Raw genomic sequence first — 21,227 nt, 5'->3', positions numbered from 1 at the left:
TCCTGAGGCTCTTGGAAATTTTTGGGTTTGTTATAAATTCAACGCCTTCTGAAATATCCCTTCTTTGACGTCCTGTGGCGTGACCACGCCGGTGTCGAGTACCCAGCCGCTGATTAAGGCTGCGGGAGTGACGTCGAATGCCGGGTTGTAGACGGCGGCGTTCTGCGGTGCCCACTGGCAGTGGCCGAAGCTGCCGGAGACACCAGTGACTTCGGCGGCGGCACGCTGTTCGATAGGGATGGCTCGACCGTCTGGGCACGCGGGATCGTGCGTGGTGTGCGGTGCCGCGACGTAAAACGGAATCTGGTGATAGTGCGCCAGCACCGCGAGGCTGTAAGTGCCGATCTTATTGGCGACGTCGCCATTAGCCGCAATGCGGTCTGCACCGACCCAAATTGCATCGACCTGACCCTGCGCCATCAGGCTGGCGGCCATCGAATCACAAATCAGTTGATAAGGGATGCTCAGCTCGCCCAGCTCCCAGGCCGTGAGGCGTCCGCCCTGCAAAAGTGGACGTGTTTCATCGACCCACACCTGCGCGACTTTCCCCTGCTGATGTGCGCGCAGCAGCACGCCGATAGCGGTGCCGATGCCTGCCGTTGCCAGCCCGCCGGTGTTGCAGTGGGTCAGCAAGCGGCTGTTGGGTTCTACCAGCGCAGCGCCGTGATCGGCAATGCGTTCACACAGGGCGCGATCTTCTTCTACCAGGCGCAGGGCTTCCTGCACCAGCGCATCGACAAACTGCGGCTTTGCCAACGCCAGCTTCATGCGATCCAGATTGTTCATTAGGTTCACGGCGGTAGGGCGCGATTCTCGCAGCGTCTCCAGCGCCTGCGCCAGTTCGGTCTGCGATAATCCTTTCTCGGCTAGCAGCGCGAGCAGCAGGCTGGCGGACAGGCCGATTAGCGGTGCGCCGCGTACTCGTAGCGTCTGGATATGCTCAACCAGTGACGCGACATCTGGACACGGGCTCCAGCGTTTTTCTTGCGGTAGCGCCTGCTGGTCGAGGATCCACAGTTGGTTATCAACAATTTTCAGGCTGGTTGTGTTAAGTGTCTGCATAGGTCGTTAAATCCATGTTGCATCGATATTCTTATTCTGCCAAGATGCCTAATAGATGTATAGACGTCCGAACGTTTTTATGTCCATATATTTATTTCAAAAATAGTTTTAATTTAAGAACAGTTTTGATTTCAGAATAGCGAGGAGTTGGAATGTCACTTTACCGCACTTTTACGGCGGATGACGCTGTTGAATATGCCCGCCAGTACGGTGGTGTCAGTCAGCCGCAAACGCTGGTAGCCGCAGAAGAGATCGGCGATGGCAATCTGAATCTGGTGTTTAAAATTAAAGATGAAGCGGGCGTCAGTCAGGTAATCGTTAAACAGGCGCTGCCCTACGTGCGCTGCGTCGGGGAGTCCTGGCCGCTGACGCTTGACCGCGCACGCATTGAAGCCGAAACGTTGCTGACGCACGCGCGTTTTTGTCCGCAGCATACCGTGACCGTGTTATATCACGATCCCGAACTGGCAGTGATGGTGCAGGAAGATCTCTCCGATCATCGTATCTGGCGCAGCGAGCTGGTTAACGGCGCGGATTATCCTCAGGCGGCGGCACAGCTGGGGAAATATCTGGCGCAGACGTTATTCCATACCTCTGATTTCTATCAGCACCCGCACGAGAAGAAAGCGGCGGTAAGCCAGTTCACTAACCCTGAACTGTGTCAGATTACCGAAGATCTTTTCTTTACTGACCCCTATATCGATCACGAAAGAAACCAATTTGACGCTGCGCTGACGCCGGATGTGCTGGCCTTGCGTGACGATCGGGCGCTGAAGCTGGCGGTTGCCGGACTGAAGCATGGCTTCCTGAGCAAAGCGGAGGCGCTGCTGCACGGTGACATCCACAGTGGATCGATCTTTGTGGCAGAAGGGCGCTTAAAAGCGATTGATGCTGAATTCGGTTTCTACGGGCCGATCGGCTTTGATGTCGGCACCGCAGTCGGCAACCTGCTGCTGAATTATTGCGGTCTACCGGGGCTGTTAGCACCGCGCGAGGCGGCGGCTGGACGCGAACGACGTCTGGAAGATATCCGTACGCTGTGGCAGACCTTTTCCGCCCGTTTTCTGGCATTGAGCGAAAGCGAAAGTCGCGATCCTGCGCTGGCGGAATCGGGTTATGCCGCGCTGTTTTTACAGCAGGTGTGGCTGGATGCCGTTGGCTACTGTGGCACCGAATTGATTCGCCGCACGATTGGGCTGGCGCACGTCGCCGATCTGGACAGCATTCAGGAGACGGAAGCGCGTTTAGCGTGCCAGCGGCATGCTATTTCGCTGGGCAGAACGTTAGTGCTGGCGGCTCCGCATATTGCTGATGTGGATGCGCTGCTGGCGCGTGTGCGACAGAGCGGCGCCTGACTCGTTAATCACGTATGCGATAACCGCTCCCGCCAACGAATCGGTGGGAGCGGCAAACCGATTATTTCTTCCCTTTATTCATCATGGCCTGCAAATTCGCGAAAGGATTATGGGTGGCAACCCCGACATCCTTCTGCGCATCTTCACCTGCAACGACGGTCGAACCGTACATATCCGCATCGGTATATTTCGAATGCTCATGGTCGTGGCAGTAGAGGCACAGCATTTCCCAATTACTGCCATCTTCTGGGTTATTGCTGTGATCGTGATCGATGTGGTGAACGGTTAATTCACGCAGGTTGGAATAGACGAATTCGCGTGAACAGCGACCACATACCCACGGGAAAAGCTTGAGCGCTTTTTCGCGGTAGCCGCTTTCAAGTCTGGCATAGTTCTTGGGGATGTAAGCCATGTGTCAGGTTTCATTCAGAAGGAAAGATGGCGTGGATTTTACAACTGATGTGGCTTTAAAGGAAAGAACAGGCCGCCATATTGGCGGCCTGTTTATGTTTATGCTGCTTCGGTTTTTCTTTCCGGCTGCGGTACGGGCGCGGGCTTGTTGGCGGCCAGTGCATCGAATGCAAAGTCATCGACGTTGATTGAGCGTAAGCGACTGGCTTCCGCTTTGGTCAGAATGTCCGCTTCTTCTGCGGTAATCTGACCTTCGATCAGCGCCTGTTCTGCCAACTGATCCAATCGCATGAACGGCAGCGGTTTGTCGCTGGCCTTCGACAGGCGTTGGTAAATCGGCTCGGCGGCCATGATATCCAGCAGTGCCTCTTCCAGCAGCCCAATAGGGTTGTGTTCGCTGGCAACCAGATATTGGCCGCGTCCCAAACGGCTGCGCGTTTCTGACGGCGTTTGCAGAATCTTCGCGACCTCATGGTCGAGGCGGTCAGACGGCGCAGCGCAGCGCAGACCCAGCGGGAAGATAATAAAGGTCAGCAGTCCTGCCACGGCACGATTCGGGAAGTTACGCAGCAGATCGTCCAGCGCCTGCTCGGCTTGATGCAGACTGTCCTGAACGCCCCAGTGCACCAGCGGTAAATCTGCTTTCTGACGCCCTTCGTCCTCATAGCGTTTCAGCGTCGCGGAAGCTAAATAGAGCTGGCTGAGAATATCCCCGAGACGCGCGGAGATACGCTCGCGACGTTTCAGGCTACCGCCCAATACCGCCATCGACACATCCGCCAGCAGCGCCAGGTTCGCGCTGAGTCGGTTGAGCTGCTGATAGTAGCGACGTGTTTTGTCATTGACTGGTGCACTGCTCAGGCGGCCGTTGGTCAACCCAAGCCAGAAGCTGCGCACTTTGTTGCTGCCGACGTGGCCGATATGACCAACCAGCGAACGGTCAAAGCGTGATACGTCGTTCTCCTGCGCGGCTGCCATCTCTTCCAGCACATAGGGGTGACAGCGGATGGCACCTTGCCCGAAGATGATCATACTGCGCGTCAGAATATTCGCCCCTTCAACGGTGATCGCGATCGGTGCGCCCTGATAGCTGCGCGCAAGGAAGTTGGACGGGCCAAGACAGATGCCTTTACCGCCGGCGATATCCATCGCATCCATCACGCTGCGCTGACCGCGGTGGGTACAGTGATATTTGACGATAGCGGAGAGCACCGCCGGTTTTTCTCCCTGCATGATGCCGCTGGTAATCAGCGTCGCGGCGGCGTCCATCACGTAAGCGTTACCCGCGATGCGTGCCAGCGGTTCTTCGATGCCTTCCATCTTACCGATGGAGATTTTGAACTGGCGGCGAATGTGCGCGTAAGCACCGATGCCGAGGGCAATTGACTTCAGTCCGCCGGTAGAGTTAGACGGCAGCGTAATACCGCGTCCAACCGACAGACACTCCATCAGCATACGCCAGCCCTGACCCGCCATCTTCGCGCCGCCGATGATGTAATCCAGCGGAACAAAAATATTCTCACCCTGCGTCGGGCCGTTCTGGAACGGCACGTTCAGTGGGAAATGGCGGCGGCCGATTTTAACGCCGTCGGTGTCCGTCGGAATCAACGCACAGGTAATGCCTACATCGTCTTGATCGCCTAACAGATGGTCGGGATCGTACAGCTTAAAGGCCAGCCCCAGCACGGTAGCGACGGGGGCGAGAGTGATATAGCGTTTATTCCAGGTCAGGCGCATGCCCACGACCTGTTCGCCGTGCCAGTTGCCGTAGCAGACAATGCCGGTATCGGGAATCGAACCTGCATCCGAACCCGCTTCCGGGCTGGTCAGCGCAAAACAGGGGACTTCCTGACCGCGTGCCAGACGTGGCAGGTAGTGATCTTTTTGCGCTTCCGTACCGTAATGTTGCAGCAGTTCACCGGGGCCGAGTGAGTTAGGCACGCCGACGGTGATTGCGACAATGCTGGAAACGCCCGCCAGTTTTTGCAGCACCTGTGCCTGTGCATAGGCCGAGAATTCCAGCCCGCCGTACTGCTTCTTGATGATCATGGCAAAGAAGCGGTGTTCTTTTAAATATTCCCACAGTTCTGGCGGGATATCGGCACGTTCGTGGGTGATTTCAAAGTCGTTTGCCATTCGGCAGGCTTCAGCAACTGGCCCGTCGATAAACGCCTGCTCTTCGGCGGTCAACTGAGGACGTGGATAGTTATGCAACTTTTTCCAGTCCGGCGCACCGCGAAACAGGTCGCCTTCCCACCAGGTTGTCCCAGCATCAATCGCTTCTTTCTCCGTGTTCGACATCGGCGGCATCACTTTCTGGAACATGCGCAGCGCGGAAGCGGAAACCAGCTTTTGACGCAGAGAGGGAACCGTAATCGGAATCAGCAGAATCACGAGCGGGATCATCAGCCAGACGTGCCACAGCAACATGGCGGACATGGCTGCGAAGTAGGCCAGCAGGATGGCGCTGCCAAGCAGCAGGCTGAGCCGATGATAAAACATCGCTCCGATGATAATCAGTAGGAGGAGGATACTGACAGCAACCATAACGTGTCTCCAGCATTGTGATCGAATTGAGGGTTTTCAGCTTTCCACCGAGCGTTGTGTGGCAGTAGAAAGCGAGAACCGTGTTATCAGTGAAATAAGGCGTAGTAGGTCAATGTCATAAGAGGTCTGACCTGTTGCTTATATTCGTTGTAGTTTATCTGATTATTTTTATCAATTCGTTTACATCATAATTACAACTCACTTCACAAACCGAGCGGCAGTCGTGCGTTTTCTGACGGGCATCAGCGATCCTCTCAATCCCGTGATTACGCGCTTCTCGCTGTTGGCACGATCCGCTACACTGCTGAACAGAAAAGAATGTTGTCACCAGACAAAATGAGAGGATTCCATGTATCAGGATTTAATCCGTAGTGAACTGAAAGAAGCGGCAGAAACACTGAATAATTTCTTGAGTGATGATGCGAACATTCAGTCGATTCAAAATGCTGCGGTGCTGCTGGCTAACGCGTTTAAAGCGGGCGGTAAAGTGATCTCCTGCGGTAACGGTGGTTCACACTGTGATGCCATGCACTTTGCTGAAGAGTTGACGGGTCGCTACCGCGAGAACCGTCCGGGCTATCCGGCCATTGCGATTTCCGATCCGAGCCACCTGTCCTGCGTCAGCAACGATTTTGGCTATGACTTTGTTTTCTCTCGCTATGTTGAATCGCTGGGGCGTGAAGGCGATGTGCTGCTGGGGATTTCCACTTCGGGTAACTCCGGCAACATTATTAAAGCCATTGCGGCGGCAAAAGCGAAAGGCATGAAGGTCATTACGCTGACCGGAAAAGACGGCGGTAAAATGGCAGGTTCGGCCGACGTGGAAATTCGTGTTCCGCACTTCGGTTATGCCGACCGTATTCAGGAAATCCATATCAAAGCGATTCACATCCTGATTCAGCTGATTGAAAAAGAGATGGCGGATCAGTAAGCCGCTTAATAATAGACTCTAAATAGTTCGAGTTTCAGGAAGGCGGCAAGGGAAGGCATCCCGATGAGCTTACTCAGGTAAGTGATTCGGGTGAGTGACAACTCTGCCAAAGGCAGATTTGAACGCTGCTGGCAGCGGCCCCAACGGGGCGAGGTACACGTAAGTGTGCTGAGTAACGTAGCCAACGCACATGCAACTTGAAATATGACGAGAAGGGAAGGGTAGGAAGTCAGATGTGTGAACTGCTGGGGATGAGCGCGAATGTGCCGACGGATATCTGCTTTAGCTTTACCGGGCTGATACAGCGCGGTGGGAAAACCGGACCGCATCGGGATGGCTGGGGAATTACCTTTTATGAAGGGAACGGCTGTCGTACGTTCAAAGATCCGCTGCCAAGCTATAACTCGCCGATTGCGCGATTGGTACAGGATTACCCTATCAAATCGTGTGCAGTGGTTTCACACATCCGGCAAGCCAATCGCGGCGCGGTGTCGCTGGAAAATACCCATCCCTTTACGCGCGAGCTGTGGGGGCGGAACTGGACGTACGCCCACAACGGGCAACTGAAAGGCTACCATTCCCTGAAAACGGGCATGTTTCGCCCTGTTGGCCAGACGGACAGCGAATTTGCTTTCTGCTGGCTGCTGTCCCAATTGGCTGAGCGCTACCCGCGTACACCGGGCAACTGGCCAGCGGTATTCCGCTATATTGCCAAACAGGCAGATGTCTTGCGGGAGAAAGGCGTGTTTAACATGCTGCTGTCGGACGGGCGCTTTGTGATGGGGTATTGCTCAACCAAACTCTACTGGATCACTCGCCGCGCGCCGTTTGGTAAAGCGACGCTGTTGGATCAGGATGTGGAGATTGATTTCCAGCAGCAGACGACACCCAATGATGTCGTCACCGTGCTGGCAACGCAGCCGCTAACGGGCAACGAAACCTGGCATCAGATTATGCCAGGTGAATTCGTTCTATTTTGTTTCGGCGAGCGCATACTTTAAGGTCGGCTGGCTGGTCATCAACGGTGGGTTAACGACGTATTGCCCGTTAAATACGGTGACGGCCGGTGGCTGATTGTGCTGATTAAAATAGGCATACCCAGGCTGAAGCTGTTTCCAGAAGCTGGCGTAGGTGGAATTGCGGTGGCGCTGCATGTTCTGTTCCGTCATACGGAACGGATAGATGGCGATATCAATCTTCGCCTGCCCGTTGCGTAACGCGGCTTCGGCATAGCGATAAATCTCATCCATATAGGTGTTGGTCATGGCATAGCAGCCAACCGACACACACTCACCGTGGATCATCAAATAGCGACCAGAATATCCCTGTGATTTATCATAGTCATTGGGGAAGCCGATATTGATAGCGCGGTAATATTGGCTGTCTGGCTTGAGCTGGCGCAGGTCAACCTGATAGAAACCTTCCGGGCTTTTTAAATCGCCCTCAACGCGTTTTGGTCCTAATCCACCTGAATATTTACAGATGGGGTATTGTTCCAATAAACGGTATTCGCTACCGACTTTCGCATAAAGTTCGAATATTCGCTCTTCTTTAAAGATCTGAATATAGATCGGAGAGCCTAATAATTGCTGTTTTAATTCTTTTGCTATCGGCGCTAGCGGTGGTGCGGTCTCGCTGGCTGCGCTGGTAACAACAAGAGAAGGCAAAAAAAACAACATCGCAAACGACAGCGCGATTTTTTGCATTATGGTTCCTGATAATAAAATTGCCTGCTACATGCGGCATCCGCGTCGCGCGACTGCCGTTATCGGTATCTATTTCGTCGGCGAATAGGCAGCGACGAAAACGAAATCACATTATCATTGGTTTCGTATTAATCAAGCGTTGAAAAGCGCTAAAAAATAACATTTACAAAAAACGGCCCGAAAGGATGCGGGCCGCTCAAATTTGAGGTCGTTAATTGCGGGAAAGTGCGTCAGGCGCGGCTGGCTTCTATCATCATAATGTCGGTGACAAAGGAACCGTCTGCCTGTACGTCAAAATGCTGTACCACCTCATCCGGCAACGTTTTTTGCAGTTCACGAATCGCAACAGCGAAATGTTCTGGCGTGCGCATACGTGCGATCCAACTGCTGAACTCCAGCGTCAGCCTGTCGCTGGTGACGTTACGCACGATAAACCCAGCGTCAGTAAACAGGCTCAGCCATTCGCCCGGTGCGTAATTGCGCACGTGTGAGGTATCGCGCAGCTTCTCTACCGTCTGCAAATAGCTGTCCAGCAGCGGATGACCGGGCGAAACGACATCCATCATGATAACGCGCCCACCCGGTTTCAGAACGCGCCGCATTTCCCGTAACGCCTGTCCGACATCATGCCAGTGATGCGCAGAGTAACGGCTAATGATGATATCTGCGCTGTTATCGTCGAACGGCAAAGACTCGGCTACACCTTGCTGAACGCGAATATTATGCAGTCCTTTTTCTGCGGCAGCCTGACTCACCACGTCCAACATTTGGGAAGATAAATCGTAGGCGACAACCTCCGCGACGGCCTGTGCCGCGACAAAGCTGGCATGGCCGGCACCGCAGCCGAGGTCGATCACGCGCGCCTGCGGGAAGGGTGCTAATAAAGCAGCCAGCCGGGTTAAATCTTTGCCCTGTGCATGCACCGCACTTGTCAGGTAGTTCTGCGCCTGTGAGCCGAACTGATGTTCGACGCGATGATTATGGTTCTGTTTTTCTTCCATCATTGCTCTCGCTTTATCTGAATTGCTTTCGTTTCATCATGGGGTAAACGGCGGCGCGCCAGCCACTAAAGAAGACGTCGGTCTGAACACACTATAATGAGGGAAAAATACGGGTACAATATGAGCATTTATACGGGTATAAAATACTCCCTGTTTGATTAACACCTCTTTCACTCATGCTGTTGTCATCACGAACTCGCCTTGACGAGCGGGATGAAAAGGACACCTGACTATGTCTGCACATTCGTTTATGTCTGCCAATTCTCTGAGCGGCCCAAAAGCGCTGGGGGCTTTCTTACGGGCGCTGCGTGAGCGGACTACGCCGGAAATGGTGGGGTTGCCAGCGTCTGGACGGCGGCGCACCAGTGGGTTACGCCGCGAAGAGCTGGCGCAAATCGCCCGAATCAGCACCACCTGGTATACCTGGCTTGAGCAGGGGCGTGATGTGTCCGCTTCGGCATCGGCTTTGCTCCGTGTGTCGCAGGCGTTAAAACTGGAACCCGCAGAGCACGACTATCTTTTTAGTCTTGCTGGCGTGGAGGATCCTCAGAAGCAGAATAGGGCAACGTCGCCGGATGCGCAGATTGCCGCCAGCCTGCATCACATCACTTGTCCTGCGTATCTTCTGGATGGCAGTTGGAATATGCTGGCGTGGAATGCGCCGTCGGAACAGCTGTTTGCCGGATGGCTGGGGAACGATCCCGAGCCAAACCTGCTGCGTTTCATGTTTCTGAATCCGCTAGCTCAATTGCTGGTGGTCAATTGGCCGGAACGAGCGAAGCGGGTAGTGGCGGAGTTTCGCGCGGAATCAAGTCATTACGCGCCTACTGACGCCGTTCGGCACATCGTGATGTCGCTGTGTGAAGAAAGCCGTGAGTTCAATCTCTGGTGGTCGCAGCAGGCGGTAACCGCCCGTGAAGGCGGCGAGCGACGTTTCCACCACCCTTTGCTTGGCGATATCGCCTATCATCAACAGACTTTCCATCCAGCCGTGCAGAGCGAATTTAAGCTGGTTATGCTGATCGCGCAGTAAACGCCGCAGGCATCGCGCAGCTTGTCTATACTGACTTTGATCTGTATATTTATACAGTATTGTCGGAGGGCAAGTATGCGCAAAATCATTCATGTTGATATGGACTGCTTCTACGCAGCAATTGAGATGCGTGATAACCCGCGCCTGCGCGATATTCCTTTGGCGATTGGTGGAAGCGCCGATCGCCGTGGCGTCATTAGCACCGCGAACTATCCTGCCCGACGCTACGGCGTCCGCAGCGCGATGGCAACGGCAACCGCCTTGCGCCTATGTCCACACCTCACGTTGTTGCCGGGTCGCATGGAGGTGTATAAGTCCACCTCGCGCCAAATCCGTGAGATCTTCTCCCGCTACACGTCGCTGATTGAACCCCTTTCTCTGGATGAAGCCTATCTGGATGTCACCGATAGCCCGCACTGCAACGGTTCGGCGACGCGCATCGCCGAAGAAATCCGTCGAACCATCGCCGATGAACTGAATCTGACCGCCTCGGCGGGGATTGCACCCATCAAGTTTCTGGCGAAGATCGCGTCTGAATTAAATAAGCCGAATGGACAATATGTGATTACACCGGAGCAGGTGGATGATTTCCTGCTGACGCTACCGCTGGAGAAGATACCCGGCGTCGGGAAGGTGACGGCGAAGCGGCTGGAAGAACGTGGCCTGCATACCTGTGCCGATGTACGGGTGTATGCGTTGGCGGATCTGCTTAAAGAATTCGGTAAATTTGGCCGTGTGCTGTGGGAACGCTGTCAGGGGATCGATGAGCGACGGATTTCACCCGATCGGCTGAGGAAGTCGGTCGGAGTAGAGAAGACGCTGGCGCAGGATATTCACGACTGGGAACAATGTGAAAACCTGATCGAACAGCTCTATGAGGAGCTGGAAGTCCGCCTGAAACGGGTGAAGCCCGATCTGCATATTGCGCGTCAGGGCGTCAAACTTAAGTTTGATGATTTTCAGCAAACCACGCAGGAACATGTGTGGCCAGTATTGAATAAACAGGATCTGTTGAAGATTGCGCAGCAAACCTGGCGGGAGCGTCGTAAATCCAGAGGCGTCCGGCTGGTTGGGCTACATGTGACGCTGCTCGACCCGCAAATTGAGCGACAGCTGGTGTTTGATTGGGGATAACGCTGTTCAGTTGAGGATAAAAAAGGGCGACGTCTATGCGCCGCCCTGATTTTTACGACTACGCGATTAAGCGCGTGGCGGAATCGCTTTCAGCAGCGCTGTCAGCAATTTCCAGTACAGATCGACGCTGCCGATATGCACTTGCTCATCCGGCGAGTGTGGCCCAGTGATGGTCGGCCCGATGGAAACCATATCCATGTCTGGGTAAGGTTTCTTGAACAGACCACATTCCAGACCAGCATGAATCACCATGATGTTCGGCGTTTTGTTGAACAGCTTCTGATACGTTTCACGCACCAGCGCCATGACAGGCGAATGGGCATCCGGCTGCCAGCCAGGGTAGCCGCCTTTCGGTGACGTTTTCGCGCCAGCCAACTGGCCCAGCGCCGTCAGCGTACCGACGACGGCGTCTTTACCGCTGTCGATCAGTGAACGAATCAGGCAGATAATTTCCGCGTGATCGTCTTCCATCGTGACAACGCCGAGGTTCAGTGACGTTTCTACCACGCCTTTGACTTCATCACTCATGCGGATCACGCCGTTCGGCGTGGCGTTGAGCAGTGCCAGCAGGCGATCGCGGCTGTCCTGCGTCAGCGGGTGCTCGTTGCTGTCGCTGGCTTCCACCAGTACGGTCACGTTCTTCTCAACGGCGGACAGTTCATTTTTCAGCACGGCCAGATAGTCTTGGCTCAGCGCTTTCAACTGTTCGACGTTAGCGGCAGGCAGTGACAGCGTGGCGAAGGCTTCACGCGGAATCGCGTTACGCAGCGTCCCACCGTTCAGATCGAGAATGCGGATATCCAGCGCTTGCGCCTGCTCGAACAGGAAACGTGCCAGCAGTTTGTTGGCGTTGCCCAGCCCCAGATGGATGTCACCGCCTGAGTGGCCGCCTTTCAGCCCTTTGATCGTCAGCTTCAGCGTGTGATAACCGGCAGGTGGCAGTTCGCGCACCAGCGGCAGGCGGGTGATGAAGTCAATACCGCCGGCGCAACCCATGTAGATCTCGCCTTCTTCTTCCGAATCAGTATTGATCAGGATTTCGCCCTGAAGCCAGTTAGGTTGCAGGCCAAACGCACCATCCATACCGGCTTCTTCTGTCATGGTCAGCAGCACTTCCAGAGGACCGTGCTCGACGCTTGGGTCGGCCAGCACCGCCAGTGCAGAGGCCATACCGATACCGTTATCCGCGCCCAGCGTGGTACCGCGTGCTTTCAGCCACTCACCGTCAACGTAAGGTTGGATCGGATCGGTGGTGAAATCGTGTACGGTGTCGTTGTTTTTCTGCGGCACCATGTCCAGATGCGCCTGCAACACGACAGGTTTGCGATTTTCCATGCCTGTGGTTGCCGCTTTGCGCAGCAGAATATTGCCGACCTGATCGCGCTCGGTATAGATGCCTTTCTCTTTAGCCCATTCCAGAATGTGCGCGGCCAGCGCTTCTTCATGATAAGAAGGGTGCGGGATGGAACAAATCTTGGCGAAAATATCCCACAGAGGCTGGGGGGAAAGTTGAGATAATTCAGACACTATTTGAGTCTCCTTTTTAGCCGCCTATCTTCGCACTCTGGCGTGCAGGCGCTACAGGTTAAAAATTAATCGCAGTTAGCCACGGAACATGGCGCGTCAACGCAGAATATCATTTTCCATCAAAGCAGGGGAATTGCCGTCGGCCCCGTCTTACTTTTCCTGCTGCAATATGAACCAACGGGCTCGGCAGGGCGCAGGTTGTCAGGAAAAACTCGATTCGCACGTTGAGAAAAACTGGTTTTTATGTTGTTGGCTATCTATAATCTCGCGCAACCTTTTTCCCCCCCTCAGACTCAACTTAAGCCGTTTTTTATTCGGCTGGGATATATTTTATGAGCGAAAAGTACGTCGTAACTTGGGATATGTTGCAAATTCATGCCCGCAAACTGGCACAGCGTTTACTGCCTGCCGATCAATGGAAAGGCATCATTGCCGTCAGTCGCGGTGGTCTGGTTCCTGGCGCGCTGCTGGCGCGTGAGCTGGGCATTCGTCACGTTGATACCGTTTGCATCTCCAGCTATGACCATGATAACCAACGCGAAATGAAAGTAATCAAGCGTGCCGAGGGAGATGGCGAAGGGTTCATCGTAGTTGACGATTTGGTTGATACTGGCGGTACGGCGAAGGCGATTCGTGATATGTACCCGAAAGCGCACTTTGTGACCATTTTCGCCAAACCTGCTGGTCAACCGCTGGTTGATGACTATGTGATTGATATCCCGCAGGACACCTGGATTGAACAGCCGTGGGATATGGGCGTGGTGTTTGTTCCGCCGTTGTCTGGTCGTTAATTGCCTCAGCGATTTCCCCCAATGCCCGGTTTAGCCGGGCATTGTTGTTTATGGCGACGGTTGTTTCTGAATTGTCATCATTTTTGCCACAGGATTTGATCCGATCGTGTGTTTCTACCGTTGATATTTGTCTTCTCTGGCCTGAGTTCGTTACACTTTAGTGGGTGACGAAGAAGTCGTCTGATGTCCGCTAACAGCGGTTTACATTAACGGAGGCTGCTGTGGCGCAAGCTAACCTGTCTGAAACGCTATTCAAACCATCCTTTAAACATCCAGAAACCTCGACGTTGGTCAGACGTGCGCGGAATAGTCAGGACGTGCAGGGGCTGCATTCTACGCTGGAAGGGGAGAAGACCCGCAGTTGGTATCGGATGATTAACCGACTGATGTGGATTTGGCGTGGTGTCGATCCGTGGGAAATCGAAGACGTGCTGTCGCGCATTGCTGCCAGTAAGGCCGACAGAAGCAACGAGCAACTGCTCGATACGGTGATCGGCTACCGAGGCGGTAACTGGATTTATGAATGGGCGAAGCAGGGCGCAGACTGGCAGCAGCGGGCCGCGGAAAGTGAAGATGACGCGCAAACTGGGCAACTCTGGTTGAATGCTGCCAACCTCTACAGCATTGCTGCTTATCCGCATATTAAAGGCGATGAGCTGGCGGAACAGGCGCAAACGCTGGCAAACCGCGCCTATGAAGAGGCCGCCAAGTACCTGCCTTATGAACTCAAAGAACTGACCTTCCCGATTGCTGGCGGCGGTACGCTGACCGGTTTTCTGCATATGCCAGCGCAGGCGAAAGCGCCTTTCCCTACTGTTCTCATGTGCGGTAGCCTGGAAATGTTGCAGAGCGATTATCACCGCCTATTTCAGGACTATTTTGCGCCAGCGGGCATGGCAATGCTGACGATTGATGTCCCCTCCGTTGGATTTTCTTCCCGCTGGAAGCTGACTCAGGATTCCAGTTTCCTGCATCAGCAGGTCTTGCGTGCGCTGCCGGATGTCCCGTGGGTCGATCACACCCGCGTTGTGGCGTTTGGCTTCCGCTTTGGCGCCAATATTGCCGTTCGGCTGGCGTATCTGGAATCGCAACGCTTATGCGGCGTGGCCTGTCTCGGGCCAGTAGTACACCATCTGTTAAGCGATCCGAATCGCCAGCAGCAGGTGCCGGATATGTTTATGGATGTGCTGGCGAGTCGGCTGGGCATGCCGTTCTCGACGGATGCGTCACTGAAAACCGAGCTGGGGCGCTATTCGCTGAAAACGCAGGGGCTGTTAGGGCGCCGCTGCCCGACGCCGATGCTGGCAGGCTACTGGGATAACGATCCGCTCTGCCCGAAAGAAGAGGCCAGCCTGATTGTGAATTCATCTGCACAAGGGAAACTGCTGCCGGTTAATTTCTCGCCGGTGTACCAGAATTTCCACCGCGCACTACAGCAAATCAGCAGATGGTTGCAGGATAAAGTGTAGAAGAGCGGGCGTAACGCACGGTCTGTGCAGGCGAATCCTCGCTACACGGACCGTTGTTCCTGCTAGACGATAACCGTCGATCACAGGATCTTTTTGGCATAGCAAAGCCTGTCCATATCAATCACTTCAACCGTAACTGACAGATTCTTCAATCCCAGCGCTTCAATCTTCTGAAGTACCCGATTGGAGAGACTGCTTTTCTGTTCCTCCGTCCGCCCAGAAAGCACCTTGATTGCCACATGAATAAAGCTGGCTCGTTCGCCACCTGTCGTGTAGTTATCGTAAGCGAGGGATCTGGCTTTGATGTCACTGCCGTCACTGGCAAACAAACCAGATTCGAGCGCACCGCGATAGATCGCAGGGAGTAGGGCATTTACATCAATGTCTGACGAATGTTCGGCGATACAATGGGGCATGAGCGTCACTTCTCAATTAACGAAAACGAAGAGACCAGAGTATTAAATACCCTGTGTCGATCGGCAATGCTTTTTCAGGAAAGCCTGCGCGGACAAAGTGGATACGTAAGTTGTTATGCAGGTGGTTGATAAATTGCCATTCTCTGCTAAAAAGAATGTTCAACCAGAGGAGATCGTAGATGATGTTACCGAGTGGACACCCCAAAAGCCGACTCATGAAAAATTTTACGTCGTTGGGGCCTTATATCCGTGAAGCGCAGTGCGAGGATACTGCGTTCTTCTTTGATTGCCTGGCGGTCTGTGTCAACATCAAGCCCGTGCCAGAACAGCGGGAGTTCTGGGGCTGGTGGCTGAATTTGGAAGATACAGGCAAAGGTTTTGCCTATGAGTATCATTACGGTCTGTTTGATAAACAAGGCCACTGGCGTGAGGAAAAAATCAAGGACAAAGCCGTGATGGAACAGGTGGAAAATGCCAGAAAGGCTTTCCATGTTCGATTGGAGAAGCAAGTTAACGCGCTGGAACCCGCCTGTACCCTCGTCGCTCGACCGTGATACTTCCCCGACGATCCCCGATTTATTCGCAGGTTTTCGCGTTGTGCCTGTTGGCATAACGCGTCTGTCCTGCTACAACGTTTTCCTTATTCTTATTTTTTGACATTCAACGGCAGAAAAATTATGAGCGGCAGCCAAACTTTGGTTGTGAAACTGGGCACCAGCGTGCTAACCGGCGGTTCGCGCCGTCTTAACCGCGCCCACATTGTTGAACTGGTGCGCCAGTGTGCGCAGCAACATGCGGCAGGGCATCGGATTGTTATTGTTACGTCTGGGGCGATTGCCGCTGGGCGTGAACATTTGGGTTACCCTGAACTCCCGGCTACGATTGCGACCAAACAACTGCTGGCCGCCGTGGGTCAAAGTCGCCTGATTCAACTGTGGGAACAGCTGTTTTCCATCTACGGTATCCACGTTGGGCAGATGCTGCTGACGCGTGCGGATATGGAAGATCGTGAGCGTTTCCTCAACGCGCGCGACACCATGCGAGCGCTACTGGATAACAATATCGTCCCTGTCATTAATGAAAACGACGCCGTTGCGACCGCCGAAATCAAGGTCGGTGACAACGACAACCTGTCTGCGCTGGTGGCGATTCTGGCCGATGCGGATAAGCTGCTGCTGCTGACCGATCAGGCTGGGCTGTTTACCGCCGATCCGCGCAATAATCCTGATGCTGAATTGATCCGTGAAGTCACCGGTATCAACGATGCGCTGCGCAGCATTGCGGGCGACAGCGTGTCTGGTCTCGGAACGGGTGGTATGTCGACCAAATTGCAGGCTGCCGATGTGGCCTGCCGCGCCGGTATCGACGTGGTGATTGCCGCAGGCAACAAACTGGGTGTGATTGGTGATGTGATTGCCGATATTTCTGTTGGAACGCGTTTTCATGCACTTGACGCGCCGCTGGAAAGCCGTAAACACTGGATTTTTGGCGCACCGCCGGCGGGGGAAATCACCGTTGATGACGGCGCGCTCTCGGCGATCCTCGAACGCGGCAGTTCGCTGCTGCCTAAAGGTATCCGCACCGTAGAAGGCAATTTCTCTCGTGGTGAAGTGATCCGCGTGCGTAGTCTGGCGGGCCGCGATGTGGCGCATGCCGTGACGCGCTATAACAGTGATGCGCTGCGTATGATTGCCGGACACCATTCTCAACAGATTGCCGATATTCTTGGCTACGAATATGGTCCGGTGGCTATCCACCGCGACGATATGATTATCAATTAAGGAGTTCGCGATGCTTGAACAAATGGGTAAAGCGGCAAAAGCGGCCTCTTATCAGCTAGCGGTTTTGAGCACGGCTCAGAAAGATCGCGCGTTGCTGACGATTGCGGATTTGCTGGAAGCCGAGAGCGCGACGATTCTCGCGGCTAACGCGCTGGATGTAGCCAATGCGCGCCAAAATGGCATGAGTGAGGCGTTACAGGATCGCCTGCTCTTAACGCAGGAAAGACTGAGTGCGATCGCCAGCGATGTGCGTCAGGTCTGTCGCCTGACCGATCCGGTAGGGCAGGTGATTGACGGCAGCATGTTGGATAACGGGCTTAAGCTGGAGCGTCGTCGTGTGCCGCTCGGCGTGGTCGGGGTGATTTATGAAGCGCGCCCGAACGTCACCATTGATGTGGCGTCCCTGTGCCTGAAAACCGGTAACGCGGTGATTCTGCGCGGTGGCAAAGAAACGTATCGCACCAACGCGGCGACGGTAAAAGTGATTCAGCAGGCGCTGTCGCAGTGCGGTCTGCCTGCTGCTGCGGTGCAGGCGATTGAAAGCCCAGACCGTGAACTGGTCAATCAACTGCTGAAGCTCGATCGCTACGTGGATATGCTGATTCCGCGCGGTGGTGCTGGTCTGCATAAGCTGTGTCGCGAACAATCGACGATTCCGGTTATCACCGGTGGTATCGGCGTTTGTCACATCTATGCTGACGACAGTATTGATTTCGACAAAGCGTTGACGGTCATTGAAAGCGCCAAAGTGCAGCGCCCTAGCGCCTGCAACAGTCTGGAAACGCTGCTGGTCAATCAACATATTGCCGACCGTTTCCTGCCAGCACTGAGCAAGAAAATGGTGGCGGTGGGTGTTACGCTCCACGCCAGCCCTTCAGCGATGCCTTATCTGATCAGTGGCCCAGCAAGCGTTGTTGTGGTGGAAGAGGCCAACTATAACGATGAATGGCTCTCTAACGACCTGAACGTCACGCTGGTGGACGATCTGGATGCGGCGGTTGCCCATATTCGCGAACATGGTACACAGCACTCTGATGCTATTCTGACGCGCTCCTTGAGTAATGCGGAACGCTTCGTGCGTGAAGTGGATTCCTCTGCGGTGTATGTCAACGCCAGTACGCGTTTCACCGACGGCGGTCAGTTCGGTCTGGGGGCGGAAGTGGCCGTCAGTACCCAGAAACTGCATGCGCGTGGCCCAATGGGGCTGGAAGCGCTGACCACCTATAAGTGGATTGGTTATGGCGACGATCTGATTCGTGTGTAATTTTTTTGCTGCCTGAAGGCAGCAGGGTTCTCTGTTATGAGTAGAGAAGATGACAGAGAACCCTTTACTTTTAACACCGTATTTGAAATTCTAAAAAAACATATCAATGATGACCTTGCGCAAGCCCTCCCGCCCCGTCAGGAAGCCCAATCACTACATTTTGCATCATTCCCTGATCCTCATGATCCAGAATATGGCAATGCAATACAAACTCACCGATATAGCGTTCATAACGTGTACGAATAGAAATTTTGTATGTACCCGTTGGAGCGTTAATGGAGCTTAATGGTTTGGTTATGTTACTTTTTATCCATAATGTATCCTTCCAGACGCCTTTCAGACCAGCGTACTGTGAGATACTACCATCCGCTTCCTTCGCGCCCTGCATACTCACGTCATTGCCATTTGGATCGAGAATCTGAATAATTTCGAAAGGGTTTACATGAATATGGAAAGGATGACTAGCGAAATAGGATTGTAATTGCCATTCCTGCGCGGTTCCAAGTACCAATGGGCGCTCTATCTGGGTAGGGGAATAGGAATGAGAGCCAGCAGGGCTATAGGTTCCATCGCTATTTTTTACTACAGAAAACGAGTTACCCACTTCAAACGTCGGGGGCGTCTTGGTTGTATCAATGTAAAACACCAGTTCCTGCGCTGGGACATGGCTCACCTCTTCGTCAGTAATAGGCGGATGGGGAACAAATTTGGTCAGCTTAAGGCCCTCTTTCAAACTACTGACAATTTCTTTAGCCAGCTCGGGTTGATAAGCCTTCTGCGCACGCTCGATCAGTTGCTGAGTTGTTGACGCGATGGGGTCGCTTGTAGGGTTCCCGCCTTTGACTCTGACGAAACCCAGCACCGATCGTGCTTTGTCTTCACGCGAGGCGTTATCCGCTGCTTTTACCGGTGGATTGACAATACAATAGAGGCCATCTTCAGGGAAATTAACAAGTAGATCATTACGATAGCCGGGTTGCAGGGTAGTATTAGTTTGTACCAGTCCCTGGGGCATAGTCAGTCCGTCAGCTGCGACGACAGCATAAGGGATCGGTGAGCCAGTGCAGAGATCGCGTACAAAACGATCCTCATCTGCTGCGCTAAGGTCCTTTTCTCGTGAGAGAAAATCATTGGTATTGAGTTTACGAAACTCTACTTTAATAGTCTCACGCACTCCAGCATGAACCAGACGCCAGCGTTCAACCTGACCGGCTTTAGTATTGGCAAAAACAGGCCTTACTCGGCCGTTGACTGTAGTAAAACGACCCGAATCATCCCATGATCCTGGCTCGAATTGCTTATAAGAGGCTACTTCGCCAACTTCGCCAGGGCTACATGACCAGTCAATAGATCCATCCGGTTTTTTCTTCAGCTCGCCATCCTTGAGGCAGGCATAGGGAATTTGCTCAAAAACCAGCAAATGTTCAGGGAATGGTTTGCCATCCGTGGTCTTCAGCAGTGTATCGATATCGCCGTTTGACGTTTCGGTTGGCATGCGATCCCCACGAATAACAAGCGCACCAGCCATACCACTGCCAACCTGAACTGCGGTTGAACCATGCTTATGCGGGTGATACCAAAATGTTCCAGAAGGATGATCTGAGGGAATGTTATATTCATATTCAAACTTCACACCTGGGTTAATTGACAACAGGACATTATCGCTATTCCCAGTTGGGCTAACCCAAAGCCCGTGGCCGTGTAGATTGGTGTAGTTGTAACAATGTGGGACGTTAATGTTATCACTTTTTTTGCTGCAATCAGGTTCGGGAGGTAACTGGTTATCGAGTCTTATTCTGACGGTATCTCCCGGCATGGCTTCAATCGTTGGGGCTATAAAAGGATGGTAGGGATCGACACCTGTGCCGCTATAACTACGTAAGCGTACTTTATCGGGGTGTCCTTGTGCGGGATTGCGAATTAATCCCTCTATATATTTCACTTTAAGATCTAAAGTTTGCTCTCGACCTGCATGAGGCTGAACTGGATTATCAGTTTTCCTTAGATAAAGTGTTCCAGACGGCATCATTGACGATTCAGTCAGTATGGGAGGGTTCATGAATGTATTTACTTGCGACTCATTTTTTGCTTCTTGAGCATCTACATTAGGTAGATAAAAATTGAATAGAAAAACAGTCGCGCTGAGAAATAATTTTCTATATGCCATATCTTCTCTATGCCTTAATTTTTAAGTTTATATTAATTTACTTTTATAAGTAAGTTTTTACCTTGCTATTTCTTGCAATTAATTCAATGATTAAATTAAAGTATAAATTTATAAAATGTCAAATTTGATAAATTGAAAAATATCATATTGAATGTTTATGGTTTTCAATGAATATATTCTGTCTTTTATGGGAGGGTAAATTTATATTTAGCCTAATTATTTTATAGGAGGGATAATGACTGTTACGAAAACCTATTTTTTTGAGTAAATGGTAGTAAGCGCGTGTCATGTGGACGAAGGAAGGCTTTGACGACAATGAAGGATGGCTCGTTAACAATCCTGACGCTATACGGATATACCCGTCATACTTCAAGCTGCTTGTGCGTTGGCAATACTCGGCTCATCTCTGAGCCTCGGCCTTAAGGACTGACGAATCCCCAGAAAAGGAGACAGGCATCGAGTTTTATGATCTACTGATTTTCGCCAAAAAAATTCAATGAGATCTCCCTGTGCCTGTCTGTAAAGTATGCCAGACTTTTTTCCGTGATGCTTTAGCGTCGACACATCAATATCGGCAAAATGCGCTTATTGATTCAACCACTGCGTGGCTTTGTTGAATAAATCGAACTTTT

Annotated in this window: 17 protein-coding genes and 2 pseudogenes; 11 read left to right on the top strand and 8 right to left on the bottom strand. The window is 52.9% G+C overall.

Translation table 11 applies throughout. The features are described from left to right. Nucleotides 1-30: 30 nt before the first annotated feature. The gene (gene mtnA / locus K7X24_RS18300) at nt 31-1,062 is read right to left on the bottom strand and encodes an S-methyl-5-thioribose-1-phosphate isomerase (protein ID WP_224556821.1); all 1,032 of its coding nucleotides are present in this window, start codon (nt 1,060-1,062) and stop codon (nt 31-33) included. Nucleotides 1,063-1,214: 152 nt separating this feature from the next. Here mtnA and mtnK point away from each other — a divergent pair, with 152 nt between their 5' ends. Next, entirely contained in the window at nt 1,215-2,417 is a 1,203-nt protein-coding gene (gene mtnK / locus K7X24_RS18295) for an S-methyl-5-thioribose kinase (RefSeq protein WP_224556801.1), read from the top strand. 61 nt (nt 2,418-2,478) lie between these two features. Here the strand turns inward: mtnK and yajD are convergent, their stop codons facing one another. Together yajD and fadE are read right to left on the bottom strand one after the other, a co-directional pair. Continuing rightward, entirely contained in the window at nt 2,479-2,829 is a 351-nt protein-coding gene (yajD, locus tag K7X24_RS18290; protein WP_010282592.1) for an HNH nuclease YajD, read from the bottom strand. A gap of 98 nt (nt 2,830-2,927) precedes the next feature. Further along, nucleotides 2,928-5,375, bottom strand: a complete 2,448-nt coding sequence (gene fadE / locus K7X24_RS18285) for an acyl-CoA dehydrogenase FadE (RefSeq protein ID WP_224556798.1) — start codon at nt 5,373-5,375, stop codon at nt 2,928-2,930. A 349-nt stretch (nt 5,376-5,724) separates the two neighbouring features. Between fadE and lpcA the strand changes: the two genes are divergently transcribed. Both lpcA and K7X24_RS18275 read left to right on the top strand, forming a co-directional pair. Further along, the gene (gene lpcA, locus K7X24_RS18280) at nt 5,725-6,306 is read left to right on the top strand and encodes a D-sedoheptulose 7-phosphate isomerase (RefSeq protein ID WP_005975726.1); all 582 of its coding nucleotides are present in this window, start codon (nt 5,725-5,727) and stop codon (nt 6,304-6,306) included. Between the two features lie 233 nt (nt 6,307-6,539). Continuing rightward, complete coding sequence (locus tag K7X24_RS18275; protein ID WP_211026361.1) at nt 6,540-7,307, top strand: class II glutamine amidotransferase; 768 nt, start codon at nt 6,540-6,542, stop codon at nt 7,305-7,307. On the opposite strand, the gene dpaA is transcribed toward K7X24_RS18275, so the two are convergent. Then, nucleotides 7,278-8,012, bottom strand: coding sequence for a peptidoglycan meso-diaminopimelic acid protein amidase (gene dpaA, locus K7X24_RS18270; RefSeq protein ID WP_201880173.1), 735 nt, complete (start codon nt 8,010-8,012; stop codon nt 7,278-7,280). The two genes, K7X24_RS18275 and dpaA, sit on opposite strands and share 30 nt — an antisense overlap. Before the next feature lie 230 nt (nt 8,013-8,242). Next, a pseudogene (locus tag K7X24_RS18265) lies at nt 8,243-9,025 on the bottom strand (class I SAM-dependent methyltransferase); the annotation flags it as partial. 220 nt (nt 9,026-9,245) lie between these two features. Between K7X24_RS18265 and K7X24_RS18260 the strand changes: the two are divergent. Together K7X24_RS18260 and dinB are read left to right on the top strand one after the other, a co-directional pair. Continuing rightward, on the top strand, nt 9,246-10,046 hold the full coding sequence (locus K7X24_RS18260) for a helix-turn-helix transcriptional regulator (protein WP_224556759.1): 801 nt from the start codon (nt 9,246-9,248) through the stop codon (nt 10,044-10,046). A 75-nt stretch (nt 10,047-10,121) separates the two neighbouring features. Further along, a complete protein-coding gene (gene dinB, locus K7X24_RS18255; protein ID WP_224556745.1) occupies nt 10,122-11,180 on the top strand; it encodes a DNA polymerase IV in 1,059 nt (352 codons plus the stop codon). Between the two features lie 66 nt (nt 11,181-11,246). Here the strand turns inward: dinB and pepD are convergent, their stop codons facing one another. Further along, nucleotides 11,247-12,707 carry a beta-Ala-His dipeptidase gene (gene pepD, locus K7X24_RS18250; protein ID WP_039495127.1) on the bottom strand — a complete coding sequence of 487 codons (1,461 nt, stop codon included), beginning with the start codon at nt 12,705-12,707 and terminating at the stop codon, nt 11,247-11,249. Nucleotides 12,708-13,039: 332 nt separating this feature from the next. On the opposite strand from pepD, the gene gpt reads away from it, so the two are divergent. Together gpt and frsA are read left to right on the top strand one after the other, a co-directional pair. Beyond that, complete coding sequence (gpt, locus tag K7X24_RS18245; RefSeq protein WP_005975741.1) at nt 13,040-13,498, top strand: xanthine phosphoribosyltransferase; 459 nt, start codon at nt 13,040-13,042, stop codon at nt 13,496-13,498. A 221-nt stretch (nt 13,499-13,719) separates the two neighbouring features. Beyond that, entirely contained in the window at nt 13,720-14,967 is a 1,248-nt protein-coding gene (gene frsA / locus K7X24_RS18240; protein ID WP_211045935.1) for an esterase FrsA, read from the top strand. Nucleotides 14,968-15,047: 80 nt separating this feature from the next. Here the strand turns inward: frsA and K7X24_RS18235 are convergent, their stop codons facing one another. Further along, the gene (locus tag K7X24_RS18235) at nt 15,048-15,383 is read right to left on the bottom strand and encodes a 5-carboxymethyl-2-hydroxymuconate Delta-isomerase (protein ID WP_103862924.1); all 336 of its coding nucleotides are present in this window, start codon (nt 15,381-15,383) and stop codon (nt 15,048-15,050) included. A 179-nt stretch (nt 15,384-15,562) separates the two neighbouring features. Between K7X24_RS18235 and crl the strand changes: the two genes are divergently transcribed. The 3 genes from crl to proA all read left to right on the top strand — a co-directional run bounded on the left by crl (nt 15,563) and on the right by proA (nt 18,428). After that, nucleotides 15,563-15,937 carry a sigma factor-binding protein Crl gene (gene crl, locus K7X24_RS18230; protein ID WP_224556742.1) on the top strand — a complete coding sequence of 125 codons (375 nt, stop codon included), beginning with the start codon at nt 15,563-15,565 and terminating at the stop codon, nt 15,935-15,937. A gap of 123 nt (nt 15,938-16,060) precedes the next feature. Then, nucleotides 16,061-17,164, top strand: coding sequence for a glutamate 5-kinase (gene proB / locus K7X24_RS18225; RefSeq protein WP_224556741.1), 1,104 nt, complete (start codon nt 16,061-16,063; stop codon nt 17,162-17,164). Nucleotides 17,165-17,174: 10 nt separating this feature from the next. Next, on the top strand, nt 17,175-18,428 hold the full coding sequence (gene proA / locus K7X24_RS18220; RefSeq protein ID WP_224556732.1) for a glutamate-5-semialdehyde dehydrogenase: 1,254 nt from the start codon (nt 17,175-17,177) through the stop codon (nt 18,426-18,428). A gap of 103 nt (nt 18,429-18,531) precedes the next feature. On the opposite strand, the gene K7X24_RS18215 is transcribed toward proA, so the two are convergent. Continuing rightward, nucleotides 18,532-20,595, bottom strand: a complete 2,064-nt coding sequence (locus tag K7X24_RS18215; protein WP_224556729.1) for a multicopper oxidase family protein — start codon at nt 20,593-20,595, stop codon at nt 18,532-18,534. A gap of 509 nt (nt 20,596-21,104) precedes the next feature. Here K7X24_RS18215 and K7X24_RS18210 point away from each other — a divergent pair. Next, nucleotides 21,105-21,200, top strand: a pseudogene (locus K7X24_RS18210) (hypothetical protein); the annotation flags it as partial. Nucleotides 21,201-21,227: the final 27 nt, after the last annotated feature.

The organism is Pectobacterium versatile, assembly GCF_020166435.1.
Classification (GTDB): domain Bacteria; phylum Pseudomonadota; class Gammaproteobacteria; order Enterobacterales; family Enterobacteriaceae; genus Pectobacterium; species Pectobacterium versatile.
Note: the sequence above shows the minus strand (reverse complement) of the source record. Positions and strands in the feature narration are given on the sequence as shown.